The sequence below is a fragment of the Clostridium sp. OS1-26 genome, from assembly GCF_030915445.1.
Classification (GTDB): domain Bacteria; phylum Bacillota; class Clostridia; order Clostridiales; family Clostridiaceae; genus Clostridium_AM.
Window position 1 is genome coordinate 4344024 of the sequence record NZ_CP133264.1, and the last position, 16858, is coordinate 4360881.

At 28.2% G+C, this 16858-nt stretch carries 15 protein-coding genes and 2 pseudogenes; 15 read left to right on the forward strand and 2 right to left on the reverse strand.

Annotation, left to right across the window (positions count from 1 at the left end):
* Positions 1–31 precede the first annotated feature (31 nt).
* Together RCG18_RS21490 and RCG18_RS21495 are read left to right on the forward strand one after the other, a co-directional pair.
* Entirely contained in the window at positions 32–1783 is a 1752-nt protein-coding gene (locus RCG18_RS21490) for a sigma 54-interacting transcriptional regulator (protein WP_308038048.1), read from the forward strand.
* Positions 1784–2007: 224 nt separating this feature from the next.
* Positions 2008–3279: an L-serine ammonia-lyase, iron-sulfur-dependent, subunit alpha gene (locus RCG18_RS21495; protein WP_308038049.1), complete on the forward strand. Its 1272-nt coding sequence runs from the start codon at positions 2008–2010 to the stop codon at positions 3277–3279.
* 54 nt (positions 3280–3333) lie between these two features.
* Here RCG18_RS21495 and RCG18_RS21500 read toward each other — a convergent pair whose 3' ends face one another.
* Positions 3334–3762 (reverse strand): GNAT family N-acetyltransferase, encoded by a 429-nt coding sequence (locus RCG18_RS21500; RefSeq protein ID WP_308038050.1) that lies wholly within the window; start codon positions 3760–3762, stop codon positions 3334–3336.
* Between the two features lie 131 nt (positions 3763–3893).
* On the opposite strand from RCG18_RS21500, the gene RCG18_RS21505 reads away from it, so the two are divergent.
* Positions 3894–5270: a PLP-dependent aminotransferase family protein gene (locus RCG18_RS21505; RefSeq protein WP_308038051.1), complete on the forward strand. Its 1377-nt coding sequence runs from the start codon at positions 3894–3896 to the stop codon at positions 5268–5270.
* 55 nt (positions 5271–5325) lie between these two features.
* On the opposite strand, the gene safA is transcribed toward RCG18_RS21505, so the two are convergent.
* Entirely contained in the window at positions 5326–5943 is a 618-nt protein-coding gene (safA, locus tag RCG18_RS21510; protein WP_308038052.1) for a SafA/ExsA family spore coat assembly protein, read from the reverse strand.
* A 301-nt stretch (positions 5944–6244) separates the two neighbouring features.
* Here safA and RCG18_RS21515 point away from each other — a divergent pair, with 301 nt between their 5' ends.
* The 12 genes and pseudogenes from RCG18_RS21515 to RCG18_RS21570 all read left to right on the forward strand — a co-directional run bounded on the left by RCG18_RS21515 (position 6245) and on the right by RCG18_RS21570 (position 16852).
* Positions 6245–6955 (forward strand): LytTR family DNA-binding domain-containing protein, encoded by a 711-nt coding sequence (locus RCG18_RS21515; RefSeq protein ID WP_308038053.1) that lies wholly within the window; start codon positions 6245–6247, stop codon positions 6953–6955.
* A 5-nt stretch (positions 6956–6960) separates the two neighbouring features.
* Positions 6961–8277, forward strand: a complete 1317-nt coding sequence (locus tag RCG18_RS21520) for a GHKL domain-containing protein (RefSeq protein ID WP_308038054.1) — start codon at positions 6961–6963, stop codon at positions 8275–8277.
* Positions 8278–8484: 207 nt separating this feature from the next.
* Positions 8485–9105, forward strand: coding sequence for an accessory gene regulator B family protein (locus RCG18_RS21525; RefSeq protein WP_308038055.1), 621 nt, complete (start codon positions 8485–8487; stop codon positions 9103–9105).
* Complete coding sequence (locus RCG18_RS21530) at positions 9071–9199, forward strand: cyclic lactone autoinducer peptide (protein ID WP_308038056.1); 129 nt, start codon at positions 9071–9073, stop codon at positions 9197–9199. The genes RCG18_RS21525 and RCG18_RS21530 overlap by 35 nt, the downstream gene beginning before the upstream one ends.
* Positions 9200–9286: 87 nt before the next feature.
* Positions 9287–11452: a transcriptional regulator gene (locus RCG18_RS21535; protein ID WP_308038057.1), complete on the forward strand. Its 2166-nt coding sequence runs from the start codon at positions 9287–9289 to the stop codon at positions 11450–11452.
* 63 nt (positions 11453–11515) lie between these two features.
* Positions 11516–11941, forward strand: a complete 426-nt coding sequence (locus RCG18_RS21540) for a membrane-associated protease 1 (protein ID WP_308038058.1) — start codon at positions 11516–11518, stop codon at positions 11939–11941.
* Between the two features lie 27 nt (positions 11942–11968).
* Positions 11969–12394 (forward strand): membrane-associated protease 1, encoded by a 426-nt coding sequence (locus tag RCG18_RS21545; protein ID WP_308038059.1) that lies wholly within the window; start codon positions 11969–11971, stop codon positions 12392–12394.
* Positions 12395–12491: 97 nt separating this feature from the next.
* Positions 12492–12937: pseudogene (locus RCG18_RS21550) on the forward strand (J domain-containing protein).
* Between the two features lie 80 nt (positions 12938–13017).
* Positions 13018–13524, forward strand: coding sequence for an FHA domain-containing protein (locus RCG18_RS21555; protein WP_308042075.1), 507 nt, complete (start codon positions 13018–13020; stop codon positions 13522–13524).
* Between the two features lie 56 nt (positions 13525–13580).
* Positions 13581–14082, forward strand: a pseudogene (locus RCG18_RS21560) (FHA domain-containing protein).
* 11 nt (positions 14083–14093) lie between these two features.
* Complete coding sequence (locus RCG18_RS21565; RefSeq protein WP_308038061.1) at positions 14094–14960, forward strand: protein phosphatase 2C domain-containing protein; 867 nt, start codon at positions 14094–14096, stop codon at positions 14958–14960.
* A 29-nt stretch (positions 14961–14989) separates the two neighbouring features.
* Positions 14990–16852 carry a serine/threonine protein phosphatase gene (locus RCG18_RS21570; RefSeq protein ID WP_308038062.1) on the forward strand — a complete coding sequence of 621 codons (1863 nt, stop codon included), beginning with the start codon at positions 14990–14992 and terminating at the stop codon, positions 16850–16852.
* The last annotated feature ends 6 nt before the right edge of the window (positions 16853–16858 follow it).

A 16858-nucleotide genomic window follows, 5' to 3' on the forward strand; every position in this document is an offset into this window, starting at 1 on the left:
TTAGAACTAAGGAAGAATGGGGGAAGGACCTTTGATACATCTTATTAAAGATGAGCTGCAAGGTATCGCTGAAACAATTAAAGCGATAGTGGGTATTGACGTAACAATTATGGACAGAAATCTCCTTAGAATAGCAGCAACAGGAAGACTTAGGGAGAAAATAGGAGCATACGGTCCTAAGAACTCAGTATTTGAAAGGTGCGTAAGAACAGGAGAACCTTATCTCATTGAGGATCCTACAATTTGCAGTGAATGTACTACTTGTGATATAAGAGGAGTTTGCGATGAAAAAGCAGAAGTCTGTTTTCCTATAATTATAGATGACAGAGTTGAAGGCGTTATTGGAATGATTATTTTTGATGAAAGGCAAAAGAAGACCTTTCTGGAGAAAAAAGATAGCTATACAGATTTTGATAAGAGATTAAGTGAATTTATTTCTTCAAGAATCAGAGAGAAAAGCATCAATAATAAACTAGAGTATAAATCAAAAGAATTACTAACGGTAATTGACTCTGTAAATGAAGGTATTATAATCATAGATGATGAAAATAAAATACTTAGTATAAATAAATATATCAAAGAAAAATTTAGACTAAAAGATTTTGGAATAGTAGGTAAAAACATAAATGAAATACTTCATGACAAAATAATTGATAAGTTTAAGAAGACAAACTATTGCATAGAAGAAGAGCAAGTATCTATTAGTTATAATAATTATAGATATGTGTTTCTCTTATCAATAAAAGCTATTGAAGTTAATGAAAAGATTTCCGGTGCAGTTATAACCTTTAAGGATTTTAATAAATTACAGCAGTCTGTTTTGAAAGCAAGTGAAAAACATTCACTATTTACTTTTGAAAACATTATAGGAGACAGTCCTGCATTTTCTCAAGTTAAAGAACAGGTGAGACTTATTTCAAAGCAAAATGTGCCAGTTTTATTATTAGGGGAAAGTGGTACAGGTAAGGAGCTTTTTGCTAGGGCGATTCATTTTGAAAGTGATAGAAAAAATGAAATCTTTATGCCAATAAACTGCGGTGCAATACCAGATAGCCTTGTGGAAAGTGAGCTTTTTGGATATGAAAAAGGTGCATTTACAGGTGCCAGCAGCAGCGGTAAGATGGGTAAATTTGAAATCGCAAAGGATGGAACTATCTTTTTAGATGAGATAGGTGACTTGCCTCTTCATATGCAGGTTAAGTTACTTAGAGTGCTTGAGGAAAAAGAAATTGTAAGAGTGGGAGGGTTAAATACTATTAAGGTTAACCCAAGAATTGTTGCAGCTACAAATAAGAATTTATACAAAATGGTAGAGACGGGAGAGTTCAGACAGGACTTATTCTACAGATTAAATGTAATTCCTATTACTATACCTTCGTTAAGAGAAAGAGGATATGATGTATTAGAACTCTCAATGTATTTTTTAAATAGGTACAACAGAATATATGAAAAAAACATCGAAGGCTTTACTGACGGCGCTAAAAATGCTTTAATGTCTTATTCTTGGCCAGGTAATGTAAGAGAATTACAGAATTTAATAGAATATGCTATCAACTTTGAAAAAGAAAAATATATTACGCTGGACACCATAATTAAAAGAATGACTAGCGATGAAGATATCCCTTTAATTGAAAAAGGATTAAAAGAGATGGTGGCAGAATACGAAAAGCAGATAATCAGTAAATTAATTGATCGTTATGGTGCTGATACTGATGCAAAAAAAATAATCGCTAAAAAATTAGGAATAAGTCCAGCTACACTATATCGTAAGCTTGAGGAATAAGAGTATACATGCATTTTTCTCAAAAATAATAATTAATTATCATTTTTGAGAAAAGCGTTGAAGTAGGGTGTAAACGGTTATAAAGTGGAATTCCAATGTTTTCATAAATATAATTCTTATTTTTGAGAAAAATAAGAAGGTAATCTACGTAGTTAGGCCGTAAAATCATTGGCATGATATTTGCTTATTAATAATTATAGATAAAATCTAGGAGGTAATAACAGATGAAAAACAATGAATTATTAGTAAGCATATTAAAGGATCAGGTTGTTCCAGCACTTGGATGTACAGAACCAACTGCAGTTGCATATGCAGTTGCAAAGGCTAAAGAATTATTAGAAGAAGAAGTGGAAACATTAGATATATTAGTTGACCGTAATGTATTAAAGAATGGTAAAGAAGTAGGCATACCAGGAACGAATGAGAAGGGAATAGTAGTTGCTGCAGCTTTAGCATTAGTCGTAGGAAAATCAGAATATAAGCTTGAAGTGTTAAAAGAGGTGACAAATGAAAGCTTAGAAGAAGCCCTTAAGCTAATGGGAAAAAATATGATAAATCTAGATTTAAAAAAGGATGTTACAGGTCTTTATATTGAAGTAATTACAAAAGGTAAAAACAATACTTCAAGAGTAATTATTAAAAAGACTCACTTAAATGTAGTGCTGCTTGAGCAAAATGGACAATGTATCTCAGCCCAAGATGATAAAGAGGAAGCTGCAAAACCATCTTTAAGAGATAGAATTAGAGAATTTACTATTGCTGATTTAAAAGAATTTGTTGATACTATAGAGTTTGAGAAAATTAAGTTCATAAACGAAGGAATTGTTATGAACAAAAGAATTGCTGATGACGACTTAAAATACAATCTAGGTATCGGACTTGGAAATATGTTAAAAAGTGAAAAAGAGGATTTAGAGCAGAATGCTAAGGCAATTACTTCAGCTGCTTCAGAAGCAAGAATGGCAGGACACCCATTACCAGTAATGAGCAGTGCAGGTAGCGGAAATCACGGATTAGTTGCTATATTACCTATAGCTATTATTGGAGAAGGAATGAATATAGACAATGAAAAAATAGTTAGAGCGGTAACCTTAAGCCATTTAGTTACTGTATATATAAAAAGCTACACAGGATCATTATCACCAGTTTGTGGATGTGGAGTTGCTGCTGGAGTAGGGGCTAGTGCAGGACTATCATATCTTTTAGGTGGAACTCTTGAGCAAATAGGCGGAGCTATTAAAAACATGATAGCTGGTATAAGCGGAATGATATGTGATGGAGCTAAAATCGGATGTTCCTATAAGTTAGCTATATCAGTAAATGCAGCAGTGGATGCAGCTAAAATGGCAAATAAAAATGTATTTATACCTTCAAGAGATGGTATACTTGATGATTCAGTAGAAAAGACAATACAAAACTTAGGAAGAGTATCAAATGAAGGTATGGCAAATACTGACGATATAATTCTAGATGTAATGTTACAAGGCTGTAAATAAGCAAAATTAAGCTCATAAGCTAAGGAAAAAATCTTTAGCTTATGAGCTTTTTATCTATATTTGTCTATTTAGAATCATATATAATTCAGGATTAGATATAGCATAAAAGCCATATTTTTTATAAAGTCCATGTGCAGTGCTAGTTGCTAGCATTGTTCTTTTAACACCTTTAATTTCATCATGATTTACAATGCATTCCATCATCCATTTTCCAAGTCCTAGGCCTCTATAATTTTCATCAATATATACATCACATAAATATGCAAAGGTTGCATAATCTGTAACAATTCTTGCAAAACCAACCTGAGTATTTTCCTTGAATAGACTAAAGCATAATGAATTTTCTATTGAGCGTAAAATAGTGTCTTTATCTCTAGTATTTGCCCAGTAAGATTTTGATAGAAAGGAACACACGGCTTCTGTATTAACCTTCTTTCTATCTGTGTATATTGTAAATTGATCACATTTATATTCCTTAAACATGAAGGCACCTCCTCAAAATAATAGATTGATTTTGCTAAGTTTTATGGTACAGTTATAGTATATTTGTAATTTTTAGTTTAAACAATAATAAGAATATTAAAGTGTACCAGTACAGAATGAGGTGATATGTTTTGGCTAAATACAAATTAATATTGGACTTTATAAATAATCAGATACTTGATGGAAAAATAAAACCTGGTGAAAAGCTGCCTTCTATAAGGGAATTATGCAAATTTTTTGCTTGCAGCAAGGCAACAGTAATTAGAGCTTATGATGAACTTGAAGAAAATCATATGATATATGCTGTACCACAAAGTGGCTATTATTTAGTGCCCAATAATATGAATGCTGATAGTAATTATAACAATAATATAATAAACTTTTCAGAAGCATCACCAGATAGCAATGCATTACCTTATATAGAGTTTCAGCATTGTTTAAATCAAGCGATAAATATATATAAAGATAGTCTTTTTAATTATTCTAATCCTCAAGGTTTGCAGCCATTATTAAAAGTTTTATCAAAGGAATTTCAAAAATATCAAGTATTCACCGATGAAGATAAAATATTTATAACCAGTGGTTCACAACAGGCGATTAATATATTGAGTACATTGCCATTTCCTAATGGTAAGAAAAATGTACTTGTAGAACAACCTACCTACTATGGTGTATTAAAATCTCTTGAATATAATGGAGTCACGGCAATTGGGATTAGAAGGACCTATAAAGGATTAGACTTTAGTGATCTAGAAAGGATTTTTAAGAATGGAAATATAAAGTTTTTTTACACAATTCCTAGATTTCATAATCCTACAGGAGGATCCTATTCATCAGAAGAAAAGAAGCAAATATTAAAACTAGCTGAAAGATATGATGTTTATATAGTAGAAGATGATTATTTAGGAGATTTAGATATTAATAGCAAAGTAGATCCTATTTACTCTTATGATGACAATTGCAGAGTTATATATTTAAAAAGTTATTCTAAAGTATTTTTGCCTGGACTTAGGATTGCAGCTTTGGTATTGCCTAAAATGTTAACTAACATATTTTCTAAGTACAAATCCTGCGCAGATATAAGTACATCAGTACTTTCACAAGGAGCATTAGAAATATATATTAAAAGTGGAATGTTTGACATGCATATAAGAAAGATAAAAAAACTCTACACAGAAAGAATGAATTGTTTAAAAGATGTAATACTATCTATAGATAAAAATAGTGGAACATGGAACATACCGTCATCAGGCTTCTTTGCAAGTGTTGATATAGATAACAATATAAGTTTAGAAAACTTAGTTAATAACTTACGAATGAGAAATGTTAGGATTAAAAACATCAAGGATAACTATCTATTTAATTTTAATGGTGACAAACTGATAAGAATAGGTATAGCTACAGTTAATGAAGAAAAGATAAAAAAAGGAATACCTATATTAGTGGAGGAGATAATAAAAGAAAAGAATAACCTTTGGAAAGCTTCGAATGATATTTTTAGTTTATAAAAATATCATTCGAAGCTAAACATGATTACATAGAGATAAAAGCTGAAATTTTGAACTAATAAGGTTTTATAAACATTTGAGTCCAGTAGCAAACTCCACTAGGGCTTTTTGCAAGTCCTACACCTATTTCGCTGTATGCAGGGCTTAGTATATTACTTCTGTGTCCTGGTGAATTCATCCATGCTGTCATAACCTGTTCAGGTGTTTGTTGACCCATTGCGATGTTTTCACCTGCAGCAGAGAAGTTTAATCCAAAGGATTGTATCATTGTAAATGGTGAACCATAAGTAGGAGATGTATGTGAAAAATATCCTTTATCTATCATATCCTGTGATTTATATCTGGCAATTCTAGAAAGCTGCCAATTTGCTTTTAAAGGTGAAAGTCCAGCTTTAGCTCTTTCGGCATTTACTAAAGTAATTACTCTGTTTTCGGCGGTTTTAACATCCTGTATGTTTGGAACTGTTATTTTTTGTCCTGGATAGATTAAGTCGGGATTGCTAATTTGAGGATTAGCAGATATAATTTCACTTATTCCAATTTCATATTTTACTGCAATTTTCCACATGGAATCTCCAGGAGCTACTGTATAGGATATAGGTTGAGCATGAACTTTGCTGCCAAATAACATTAAGCATAAAAATGAACTTGCGAGTATTGTTTTTCTCTTCAAATAAATCACCTCGTTAAATATTGTGTGAAGGTTAGGTGAGATTTATGTTATGTATATTGTGTAATTCATACAATAAAATATAGAAAATATATAGATATTTCAATAAGAAATAAATAGATATGAAGTTATTTATGTTGAATGTAAACAAGCATTATTATTTAAATTTAACTAGAAATAAAATTAAAATTTATATATAATATACATATAAGTATAATTATTCTATTATTTCACAAATAAAACAATAATAACTGCAAGAATTTATTGTATTTAATTAGAGGATAAGGAGAAATACGGAGGATATATGGTTAAAATAGCTATTTGTGATGATGAAAAAATAATTTTGGAATGTATGTATAATAAGATAAAAAAAATAGCTCATAAATTATATGAAGATATAGATATAAAAAAGTTTATTAATGGGAATGAATTGTTAGTAGAAATTACAAATGCTGAACATTTTGATATATTATTTTTAGACATAGATATGCCAGAAATAAATGGATTTGAAATAGCTAACTTAGTAAGAAAATATAATAAGGAAATTATTATAATATTCTTAACATCTATGGATGAATTGGTTTATGAATCTTTTAAGTATAACCCATTTAGATTTTTAAGAAAGCAAAAGGTGGACGAAGAACTAGTTGAGGTGTTTACTTCTGCTGTTAATTCCATTGAAAAAGTTAAAGAAAAACAGTATGTCTTTAATACTGATTTTGGAAAAGTTAAATTATATTTAAATGATATTATATATATTGAGTGCATAAATAGAAAAGTATATTTAAAAACTTTTAATGTAAAATACAAATTATTAAATACTCAATTTAATAGTTTAATCAATGAATTTGATGGCAAAAGTTTTATTCTAGTACATAGATCTTGTATGGTTAATCTTAAATATGTATTTAGCATCAACAAATTAGATATAATGCTAGATAATAAAGAAAAATTACCAATAAGTAGATATAGAGTAAATGACATAAAAAGAGCATTTACATTATATGCAGAGTAAAGATTATGGATATTTTAGTAAGTAAATTAATGGAGTTCTCATTTGGATTATGTGAAAGTATTATATTTTTTAATTTCTTTTCTAATATCTTTAATAAAAAAATAGCTAATAAATGCATATATACAGGAATAATTATTTTATATTCTATGGTTATATATTATTCAACTAATATGACATACTTTTCTATTAGTAAACTAATTTTATCTATTAGTGTTTTAATACTTTTGGTTGTAATTTTATATGAAGGAACTTTAAAAAATAAAATAATATTTACAATAATTGCAGTTATAGTAATGATTTTAAGTGATATAGTTGTAGCCAATATATTAATGATAGTTATGAAAATAGACTTACAAAAAATGCTTTTTGAAGAAAATTGGTCTAGAGTATTTTTAGTATGTCTTTGCAAAATGTTAGTGTTTATTATATTAAAAATGATTTGTTATTTTGTTGATAAAGCCAATTTAGATATTCCATTAGAATATTGGTATATGGTTTTAACTATATTTTCTATACTATTCATTATTTTGACATTAATAGGTAAAATTGGAGCTATGTCGCAATATTATTTTGATAAATCTATATATTTTATAGTATGCTCTGTTGGAATTTTAATTATAACTATTTTTATTAATTATATTTTTCTTAAATTAGGTAAGTATTATGAAAAAGAACAAGAATATAAAATAATTGAATTGAAAAGTGAAATAATGGAAAAACACTACTTAGAAAAAGAGGAATTATATAATGAAACTCGTAAGCTTAGACATGATTTTAAAAATCATATTATTTGTACTTTATCTTTAATTAAAAATAATAAAATACAGGAAGGAATAGAATATATAGAAAGTATAAATAATGTTGTAGTTTTAGATTCAATTCTAATAAGAAGTGGAAATGATATAGTTGATGCTATATTAAATCAAAAAAGTATTTTAGCAGAAGAATATAATATTAATATAGATGTAAAAGCCAACATACCAAAGGAAATAAAGATAAAATCTATAGATCTATTATCTGTATTAAGCAATATTATTGATAATGCAATAGAAGCTTCTAGAGAGATTAATAATGAAGATAAAAAAAGAATAGATGTAAGAATAAATCCATATAAAGACTATTTGCTCATTTCAATTTCTAATTCAGCTAAGACAAACCCTATAAGTACAATGAAAAAATTTCAAAGTACTAAAAAAGATAAAAAGAATCATGGATTGGGAGTTAAGATAATAAATAATATAGCAGAAAAATATGATGGCTTTGTAGAATATTTTTATAAAGATAATATATTTACAATAAAAATATTGATGAAATTGATCTAAACAATAGAAGTGTATTAAATTTATTTTAATTATATAAAAGAAGACATTTAAAACGAGGTAAAATTCGTTTTGAATTGTCTTCTTTTATATTTTATGTAAATTAATATCAAAAAATACTATTCGGTAGCAAAATTACGCTATTGAGTAAGGAAAGGAATAAAATTGAAAAAAATATGCTATAATTTTGTCCAAAAGAGGTGAATAAATTTGCTAGAACATTTTGCTGAAGACATAACTTTCATTTTAGTAAAAAATAAAATAATAGAGATAGAAGATAGAGATATTTATATATATGGATTTCAGATTATTATATCAACATTAATTATTACAATGCTCTTATTAATTTTGGGAATTATGTTGAACAAAGTCATTTTAACTTTATTGTTTATTTCAACTTTTATAATTTTAAGATCATGTACAGGAGGATATCATGCTGAAAGCTTCGGCGGATGCTTGATAATAACTATATTAATATATTTAAGTGAACTTTTAATAAATTACTTACTACTCGATAAGTATAAAACAATTTTAGGAATGATTTTTGTAATAGTTTCAACATTAGTTATTTATAGAGTATCACCAGTAGAACATAAAAATAATCCATTATCATTAGATGAAAAGAAAAAATTTAAAAAAATGAGCAGAATAATAATTTCAGTAATAGATGTACTTATAAGTATAGGATTTTACACTAATTACATTTCAATAGATATAACATTTGTAATTAGTTTAACAATATTAGCAATATCAATTCTTACAATAATACCAGCATTAAAGGAAGGGAAAGAAAGTTATGATCAAAGAAAAAATTTTAAGATCAATAGCTAATGCTACAAGAAAGATTGCAAAATTAGCAAATTCTAATGCATCATTTTATTATTCTTATCAACCTAAAGTACCTGAAATTTTAAAGAAAAATTAATAAAAATGTAATTTTAAAAATTATAATTTTATAAAAAATAAAACAAATATAATTTGAAATACAATATTTTTAGGAGGGGTTAGAAAAGTGGATGTTATTCAACAAACTAACAGAACAATTTTATTTGAGGAAATAAATCCGGAAAGGTTAGATTTAATTTCAGTTGTAGGAGATACAAAGGATTTAAATAGTTTAAATGATGACAAAATAAAGGAAATTAACGAACTTCTTTTAGTTAATAGCTTTGATGAATTTTTAGAGAAATTTGCCCCAGTTGTGTATTCCTTCTACAATGCAAATAACCAAAAGGTTATGTATACATTAAAAAAACCAGAAAATATTCCAGATGGACATGTAACAGAAATTCCGATTAATCAATCAAATGATTTCTTAAAGATGCTGTTCACTTTAATTGATACAAAAAGAGCACAAGGAATAGCAAATGTAGATTTTAAATTTGAAAATTTATTAGATATGATATCACCAAAAAAAGTTATGGACGATATAAAACAATCTAGAAAAGAAATTCAATATAATTACAGTAAGTATGAAGCTTTAGATGATGAAGATCCAAGTAAATTGGATTTAGGGGACAAGCTTAATGATATGTTTGAAGAAGCTAGTGGAAATTACAACAATATTATGGCAATGCTTCCATTAGCAATTGAAGATATAAAGACAAGACTTCTTCTTGGAGCAGATAGTGAAAAAAATACTGATGTACCATTGCAAATAGGTGTTTTAAGCATGGGAGAAAATGGAGAACTAAAAGTTTTAGAAGCTCCAAAGCCAGAAGAAACTTCCTTAGTTGCGATAGATGACAATGCAAATTTAGGATTAATAGAAGCTTTTGAAGATGACTATGATGCTCTTAATGAAGTTAAATCTGATTATGTAAAGAGTTTAGTTGTAAGAACATTTTGTCCTTTAACTTCAACTATGGAAAGCTCAATTGATCTAGCTGTAGAAGTAGAAAATTATAATACTTATCTAGAATTTTATAAGAACTCTAAAGATGATTTTATTAAAACAGTTAAACCTTTAATTGAGAAGATTTTAGGAGTAAAGATGTTCTTTGATCAATATCAGACAAAGAATAAAGGGATGAAACCTTCTTTATTAGTTACAAATACAAAGCTTAATAGATTAGTTAGTTCTAATAATTTGCCAAGATTAAAAACTTATTTAAGTTCAGTAAATGATAAAAATGATTTTACCAATGCAATTTGGTTTGGTATTGTGCCATCTATTGAACTTGAAGCACAAGCAAAGAATAAAGTTAAAAGAGAAAGATTTAAAGCAAATAAGAAAGTTGAAAAGACAGATTCAAATACTATGGAAGATTTATCAATGCTTTTAGATGTAGTTCAGAAATATCGTATGCAAATCTTTTTTAGTTTTGAACCAAGAGAAGATACCACATTTAATCATGTGGCAACAGCTGGGATTGATAAATTTATGGATAAATGTGCGCCTTTATTACGTAACACTTATAGTGAATTTGCAATTCCATGTATACCTAATTTTACAGTTATTCCAAAAGAAAAATCAGGAGTAATTTTAGATAAGAGAATGATCTTTTCAGAAAATGGCTCTGCAGAATTATCTAAAGAAAAAGAAGATATTCTTAAACTTTGGATAGAAGGGGTTTATATTGGAAGTTCATATATAGCAGCAGGAATTACAGCTGCATACCAATGTCCAGATTTCTTAAGAGAATATTATGGTGACGTGTTTAGTGAATATCCAGGAGTTAGATTTGATATAGAATCCTCTGACAATGCACTAAGAGTCACAACAACGCTAGCAAAAGAAATATCAGGCTTTACTAATGAAATTAAAAATTCAATAAACAGAAAAAACTTTGGATTTGTTTTTTCATCAGAAAATGCGCAATTACAAGGAAAAGAGATAAAGCAAATAACCGTATACAAAGCGAGAAGTTTGCAAGCCACAGAAAATGATTTTGAATCAATCTATAAAACATTAGTAACAACTTATATAGAAAGAATGCTAAGATTCTATACTAATGATTTTAAAGAGGATAATATTGTTAAATTCTTTAGTAATAATCCAAATAGTGTCAAGAGCAAATGGATGGCACATAAAGAGCATATAAATGCCATTATACAAGATGGGGATGATATTAACTTTATAATAAACGATAAGAATGGAACATGTAATATTGACCTTGTATTTAATGGTAATGTTAAGAACTTAGAAGTGGAAATTACACGCAGCGATGCTAGTTAATTTTAATAGGTATCAATAATATCTATTTTAATTATAAATAAAAATTAAAGGGAGGACAAAAAAATGGGATTTAGAGTAAAAGTTGAAGGTGCAGAAAGTATCAATTTAAATATTGAAAGTGTTTTAACTGTAGAATTTAAAACAGATACTCCAGATGATTCTAATGCGCGTTCAACAGATTTAGGAACATCATTAGCTATTACTGGTAAAATATTAACACCAGTAGGCGGAGAGGCAGCAGATGGGACTATTAAATTAGCACAATGGTCACTTGTACCTGCTGAAAAAGCAGATTGTTATAGAAATGTACAAGTAGATGTTATTTCTGCTTCACAGGTAGTAAGACAACTTACTTTACCTAATGCCTTTGTAGTTAACTACGAAGAGCATTATGGTGATGGAGAAGGTGTAGGTACATTTAAACTATATGTTAAACAAAAGAAAGACAAAACTGCTAAAGTTAAATTTGAAGGTGGATTCGGAGAATAAAAAATAAGATAGGGAGGACATGAAAAAATGGGATTTAAAGTTAAAATTGAAGGTGCAGAAACAATTGATCTTAGTATAGAAAGCGTTCAAAATGTAAAGCTTATAACAGACACTCCAGAAGATACAAATGCTCGTTCAAAAGATGTAGGAAGCACAATGATTATAAGCGGTAAAATATTAACTGCTGTTGATGGAGATCCATTTGATAGTACAAGAAAAATGGGAACTTGGTCATTAGTACCAGCAGAAAAAGCAGATTGTTACAGAAAGCTTACTGTAGAAGTAATTTCTGCTGATCAGGTAATAAGAAAAATAACTTATCCAAATGCTTTTGTAGTAGATTATAAAGAACATTTTGGAGATACTGAAGGTATCGGTACATTTGAACTTATAGTAAGACAAAAGAAGGACAAGTTAAGCTTAGTGACTATAGAAGGTGGATATAGCGCTTAATATTAAAAGACTATAATTGATTTTTCTCTTGAAAATAAATTAGATTTTTTCAAGAGAAAAATCTTTTGCTATCAAAAATAAAAAACTGAGGTGTAATATGAAAGACTATTACAAAGTATTGGAAATACAAGTAACTGCAACTAAAGATGAAATCAAAAAGGCTTTTAGAACTTTAGCTAAAAAGTATCATCCAGATAAAAATAGAGGCGATGAGAATGCTTTAAGAAAATTTCAAGATATAAATGAAGCATATCAGGTTTTAAGCGATGAAGATTCAAGGAAAGAATATGACAAAAAGTTATCTAACTTTAATCAAAATAACAGTAAAAAAACAAGCAATAATAATGATAATAAATCAAAAAATGATAAAAAAACATATAGAGACAAAAGTGATGGTATAGAGAATTTAAATAAATATTTTGAAAGCTTTTTTGGCTTCGATGCAAATACAAATGATATCGATAAAGACAAGCTAAATCAAAAAAGAATCCAATAGATACAAGCAATATGTTTGATAGTTTTTTTAGCATAAAAAAGAAGTAATGGAGTGAGTTACTTTGAATCGAAATAATAACAATATAAATTTTAATAACAAATTAACAGTAACCGTGCAGCTAATTAATATGTTCATAGGTGCCATAACTGCACTAATATGTGTAATTGGCTATATTACAATAGAATCTATATATTTAAAAGGAATAATTATAGTTATTGCTATAACTTTGGGGGTATTGTGTTTTGTAAATTTATACAATAGATTACATAGAACAGAAGTGATAGAGGATGAAAATAAAATAAGCACTATTGAACTAGTTAATGAAGAAAATGAGATTGTAAGAAGATGGGATATAGGTGAAAGAGTTTCATTTCTCATAGGGAAAAATACAGTAGATAATGATGTTTTTATAGACTTGAATTTATCCATATATTCAACATTAATTGAGGATAAACATGCTGTTTTAAACTATGCTGCTGGCAGATGGTACATAGAAGATTTATCGACTACAAGTGAAGTCAGCATCCAAAAAGTAGATGATGGGAAAAAATATAGAATTGTAAAGGATACTCCCTGTGAATTAAAAAAAGGAGATATTCTATTCATTTTTAAAGTTAAACTTTTGCTTAAATAATATAGCAGCAGTTAATATTAGTTAAACTTTAAATTAAAGGAAATGGAGTGAGATATATGGGGCTTATTAGATGTCAAAATGGTCATATGTTTAGCGAAAGACGTTATGGTAATATATGCCCATATTGCAACATAGATACTGCAAAAAAGAAAATAAACAAGAAGTTATTCAAGAAAATATGAATATAGAAACAAATCTTTTATATCAAGAAGTGGAGCCTGTATGTGGATGGCTTGTATGCATTGAAGGTACGAGAGTAGGTAAAGACTATAAAATAAAGAGTGGCAAGAATTTTATAGGAAGAGCTGATGATATGGATATTCAAATAATAGGTGACAATCACATTGCAAGTAGAAATCATGCAATAGTAGTATATGATCCCAAAAGAAGAACAATGTTTTGTTACCGGGAGACTCTTCAGGTATAGCCTATTTAAATGGAGAACCTGCATATATGCCAACGGAACTCTCCGCATATGATGTAATTGAACTTGGGAAAAGTAAATTCTTATTTGTACCTTTTTGTGGAGAGCATTTTGAATGGGAAGATAATGAGTAGGTGTATGATATATGCTAAATATTAATAAATACACAAAAATAGAATTTATATTTTTATTAGGAATTTTACTAATAATTTTATTAATCATAAGAAAAATTTTATTAAATAAAATAAATAAAAAAAATTTAGAAGTTGCGAAAAAAGTAAGCATTGGGTATGAAGAAATTCAAGAAGACTATGTAGATGTAGCATATGCGCCTTATGGAACATTAGCAGTTTTAGCTGACGGACTTGGGAAAAATGAAGCAGGAAGAATTTCAAGTATTGTAGCAGCTAAAACAATAACTAAAATGTTTTTAGAAGAAGGCAGCAAAGAAAAGATAGTATACTTCTTTAAAAAAGCTTTCAATAAAGCTAATCATGAAATAATAAAGAGAGTTGAAAAAGATAAAGGTGGAGCTAGTGTATTAAGTGCAGTAGTAATTGATGATTTATTATATTACGCATTAGTTGGAGATTGTATGCTTGCTATTTTTAGAAATAAAGAACTTATCAAATTAAGCGAAGGACATTCTATTAATGAAGTAGCTAAAAGAGAGTACTATAAAGGAAAACTCCAAAAATCTGAAGCAGTATATGCACTAAAAGAAAAAAAGCTTCTATATTATCTTGGACAAGAATCCTTTAGAGATATTGAGATTTCTGATACCCCAATTAAGCTACATAAAAATGACATAATTGTACTCATGAGTAAAGGAATATATGAAAGCTTAAGATGGATAGAAATTGAAGATATGTTAGAAGAAAATAACATATCTTTAGATGATATATGTGAAGAGACAATAGAAAAAATTAAAAACAATAATAAGTTCAATAATTGTAATGGCAGCATAATACTTATGAAATATTTTGATAACAAAAACAAGAAAGAATTTTAACGAATTAAAACCAAGTTAGGATGAGGAAGATGAGAAAGCTAAATTCAAAATTTAAAACAAATTTTATATCAGAAGAGGGAGCTTTTCTACAAAATAAAGATTATTTTGCATTTATTGAATTAGATGATTATGCATGTTATGTAATGGCAGATGGAATAGATGATGATAAGGAACTAGAAAGTGCCAAAATAGCAGTAACAGCCTTTATAAGAAATTTTACAGCAAAGCCAACTATGAACAAATTTATCATAAAAAAATATTTAAAAAGTGTAAATGAGGAATTAATATTAAGCAGCAAATATGTAAGATTAAAGGCATCAATTACAGTAGTTATAACAAACTATAGTAAATTAATCTATTCTATTATTGGTAATACTAGATTTTATTTATTTAAAGATGGATATTTAAGATTAAAAAGTAAAGATCAATCTTTAACTCAGGAATTAGTAGATAAAGAAATTATTCCATTAGATAAAATATCAAAGCATGCTGAAAGAAATAATCTTTCATCTTATTTAGGTAAAAATGATTTAAGTAATATATATGTATCAAAGAAAATAAAGCTTTCAGATGGCGATGTATTTGCACTTCTTACAAAAGGAATATGGGAAAATTGTGATGATAAAGAAATGGAAGACGCTCTAGAAGGAGCAAAGGAACCAAAAGATGTAACAGATAATATAGAAGATATGATTTTATCAAGGCAGCCGAAGAAATTAGAAAATTATACCTTGGCATTAACCTTTGTAGAAAAAGCTTATATAAATCCAAAACAAAAAGAGAGAATAAAAAAGGTTATATTAACTGCTATACCAATACTTTTGATTATCACAATAGGACTTGTAGCATTTAATGTTAAGAGACATCAAAAGCTTAATAATATTGCAACTATGAGTGAATGTAAAGCAAATGCACAAGATTATATGAAAGATGGAAATATTCAAAGAGCAAATGAAGAATATAAAAAAGCTTTAGATATAGCTAAAAAATATAAGCTTAAAAATGATAGTAAGACTTTAGATGAAGACTATAAGTATACAGAAATAATCATGGAAGCTGATAAAAATCTAGAGAAAAAGAAATATGAAGATGCTTTAGATAAGTATATACTTGCTTTAGAAAAAGCAGGTGATGCTGGCAGTGTAGGTAGAGAATATATATTTAAAAAAATAAATATAGTCAAAAATTGTATTACAGTAGCAGATCTTTTAGTCTTAGGTGATAAACATCTAGAAGGTGGTGACTCAGCGGCAGCAGAAGCTAATTATCTGGAAGCTAAAAAATTAGCTTTAGATTATTATTTAAAAGATGAGAAAAAAGAGGCTATGGATAAGTTACAAAAAATATATGATCAGAAGTCAGCAGGTGCAGAGAAAGAAAAAGCAGATAAGGATAAAGAAGCAGCAGATAAAAAGCAAGCTGAAGATGCTGCAAGTAAGGCTAAGGAAGATGGCAAAAAACAAGAAGAAGAGAATGCAAAAAATGCTGCAGCGGAGAAAAAAGCAGCAGAAGAATTACAAAATAAAGCCATAGATCTTAGAAAAAATGGAGATTTAAAATATGTAGCAGGAGATTACGTAAGCGCAAAAATGTACTATGCATTAGCTAAAGAGGCCTTTGAAAGTATAAATTCACATAGCTTGGCCAATGAATTACAAGAAAAAATAACGCTCATGGATAAAAAGATAAATGATGTGTCAGATAAAAAGAGAGAAGCAGACCAATATTCACAAGAGGCAAATAAAAGATATGTTTCTGGTGATGCTAATTCTGCTAAGGTATTATATCTTTTAGCAAAGGATATATATAACCAATTAGGTATGGCAGATGAAGCCTCAAAGGTAGATGAAAAATTAGCTATAGTAGAAAAATCTATGGGACAAGGAAAGTAAACATAA

Bases quoted from the DNA above. Each gene is read 5' to 3' on its own strand.
- RCG18_RS21565 (WP_308038061.1), top strand. From the start codon at position 14,094: ATGCTAAATATTAATAAATACACAAAAATAGAATTTATATTTTTATTA.
- RCG18_RS21500 (WP_308038050.1), bottom strand. From the start codon at position 3,762: ATGTTTAAGGAATATAAATGTGATCAATTTACAATATACACAGATAGA.
- RCG18_RS21540 (WP_308038058.1), top strand. From the start codon at position 11,516: ATGGGATTTAGAGTAAAAGTTGAAGGTGCAGAAAGTATCAATTTAAAT.
- RCG18_RS21545 (WP_308038059.1), top strand. From the start codon at position 11,969: ATGGGATTTAAAGTTAAAATTGAAGGTGCAGAAACAATTGATCTTAGT.
- RCG18_RS21495 (WP_308038049.1), top strand. From the start codon at position 2,008: ATGAAAAACAATGAATTATTAGTAAGCATATTAAAGGATCAGGTTGTT.
- RCG18_RS21520 (WP_308038054.1), top strand. From the start codon at position 6,961: ATGGATATTTTAGTAAGTAAATTAATGGAGTTCTCATTTGGATTATGT.
- RCG18_RS21515 (WP_308038053.1), top strand. From the start codon at position 6,245: ATGGTTAAAATAGCTATTTGTGATGATGAAAAAATAATTTTGGAATGT.
- RCG18_RS21555 (WP_308042075.1), top strand. From the start codon at position 13,018: ATGTTCATAGGTGCCATAACTGCACTAATATGTGTAATTGGCTATATT.
- RCG18_RS21530 (WP_308038056.1), top strand. From the start codon at position 9,071: ATGATCAAAGAAAAAATTTTAAGATCAATAGCTAATGCTACAAGAAAG.
- RCG18_RS21570 (WP_308038062.1), top strand. From the start codon at position 14,990: ATGAGAAAGCTAAATTCAAAATTTAAAACAAATTTTATATCAGAAGAG.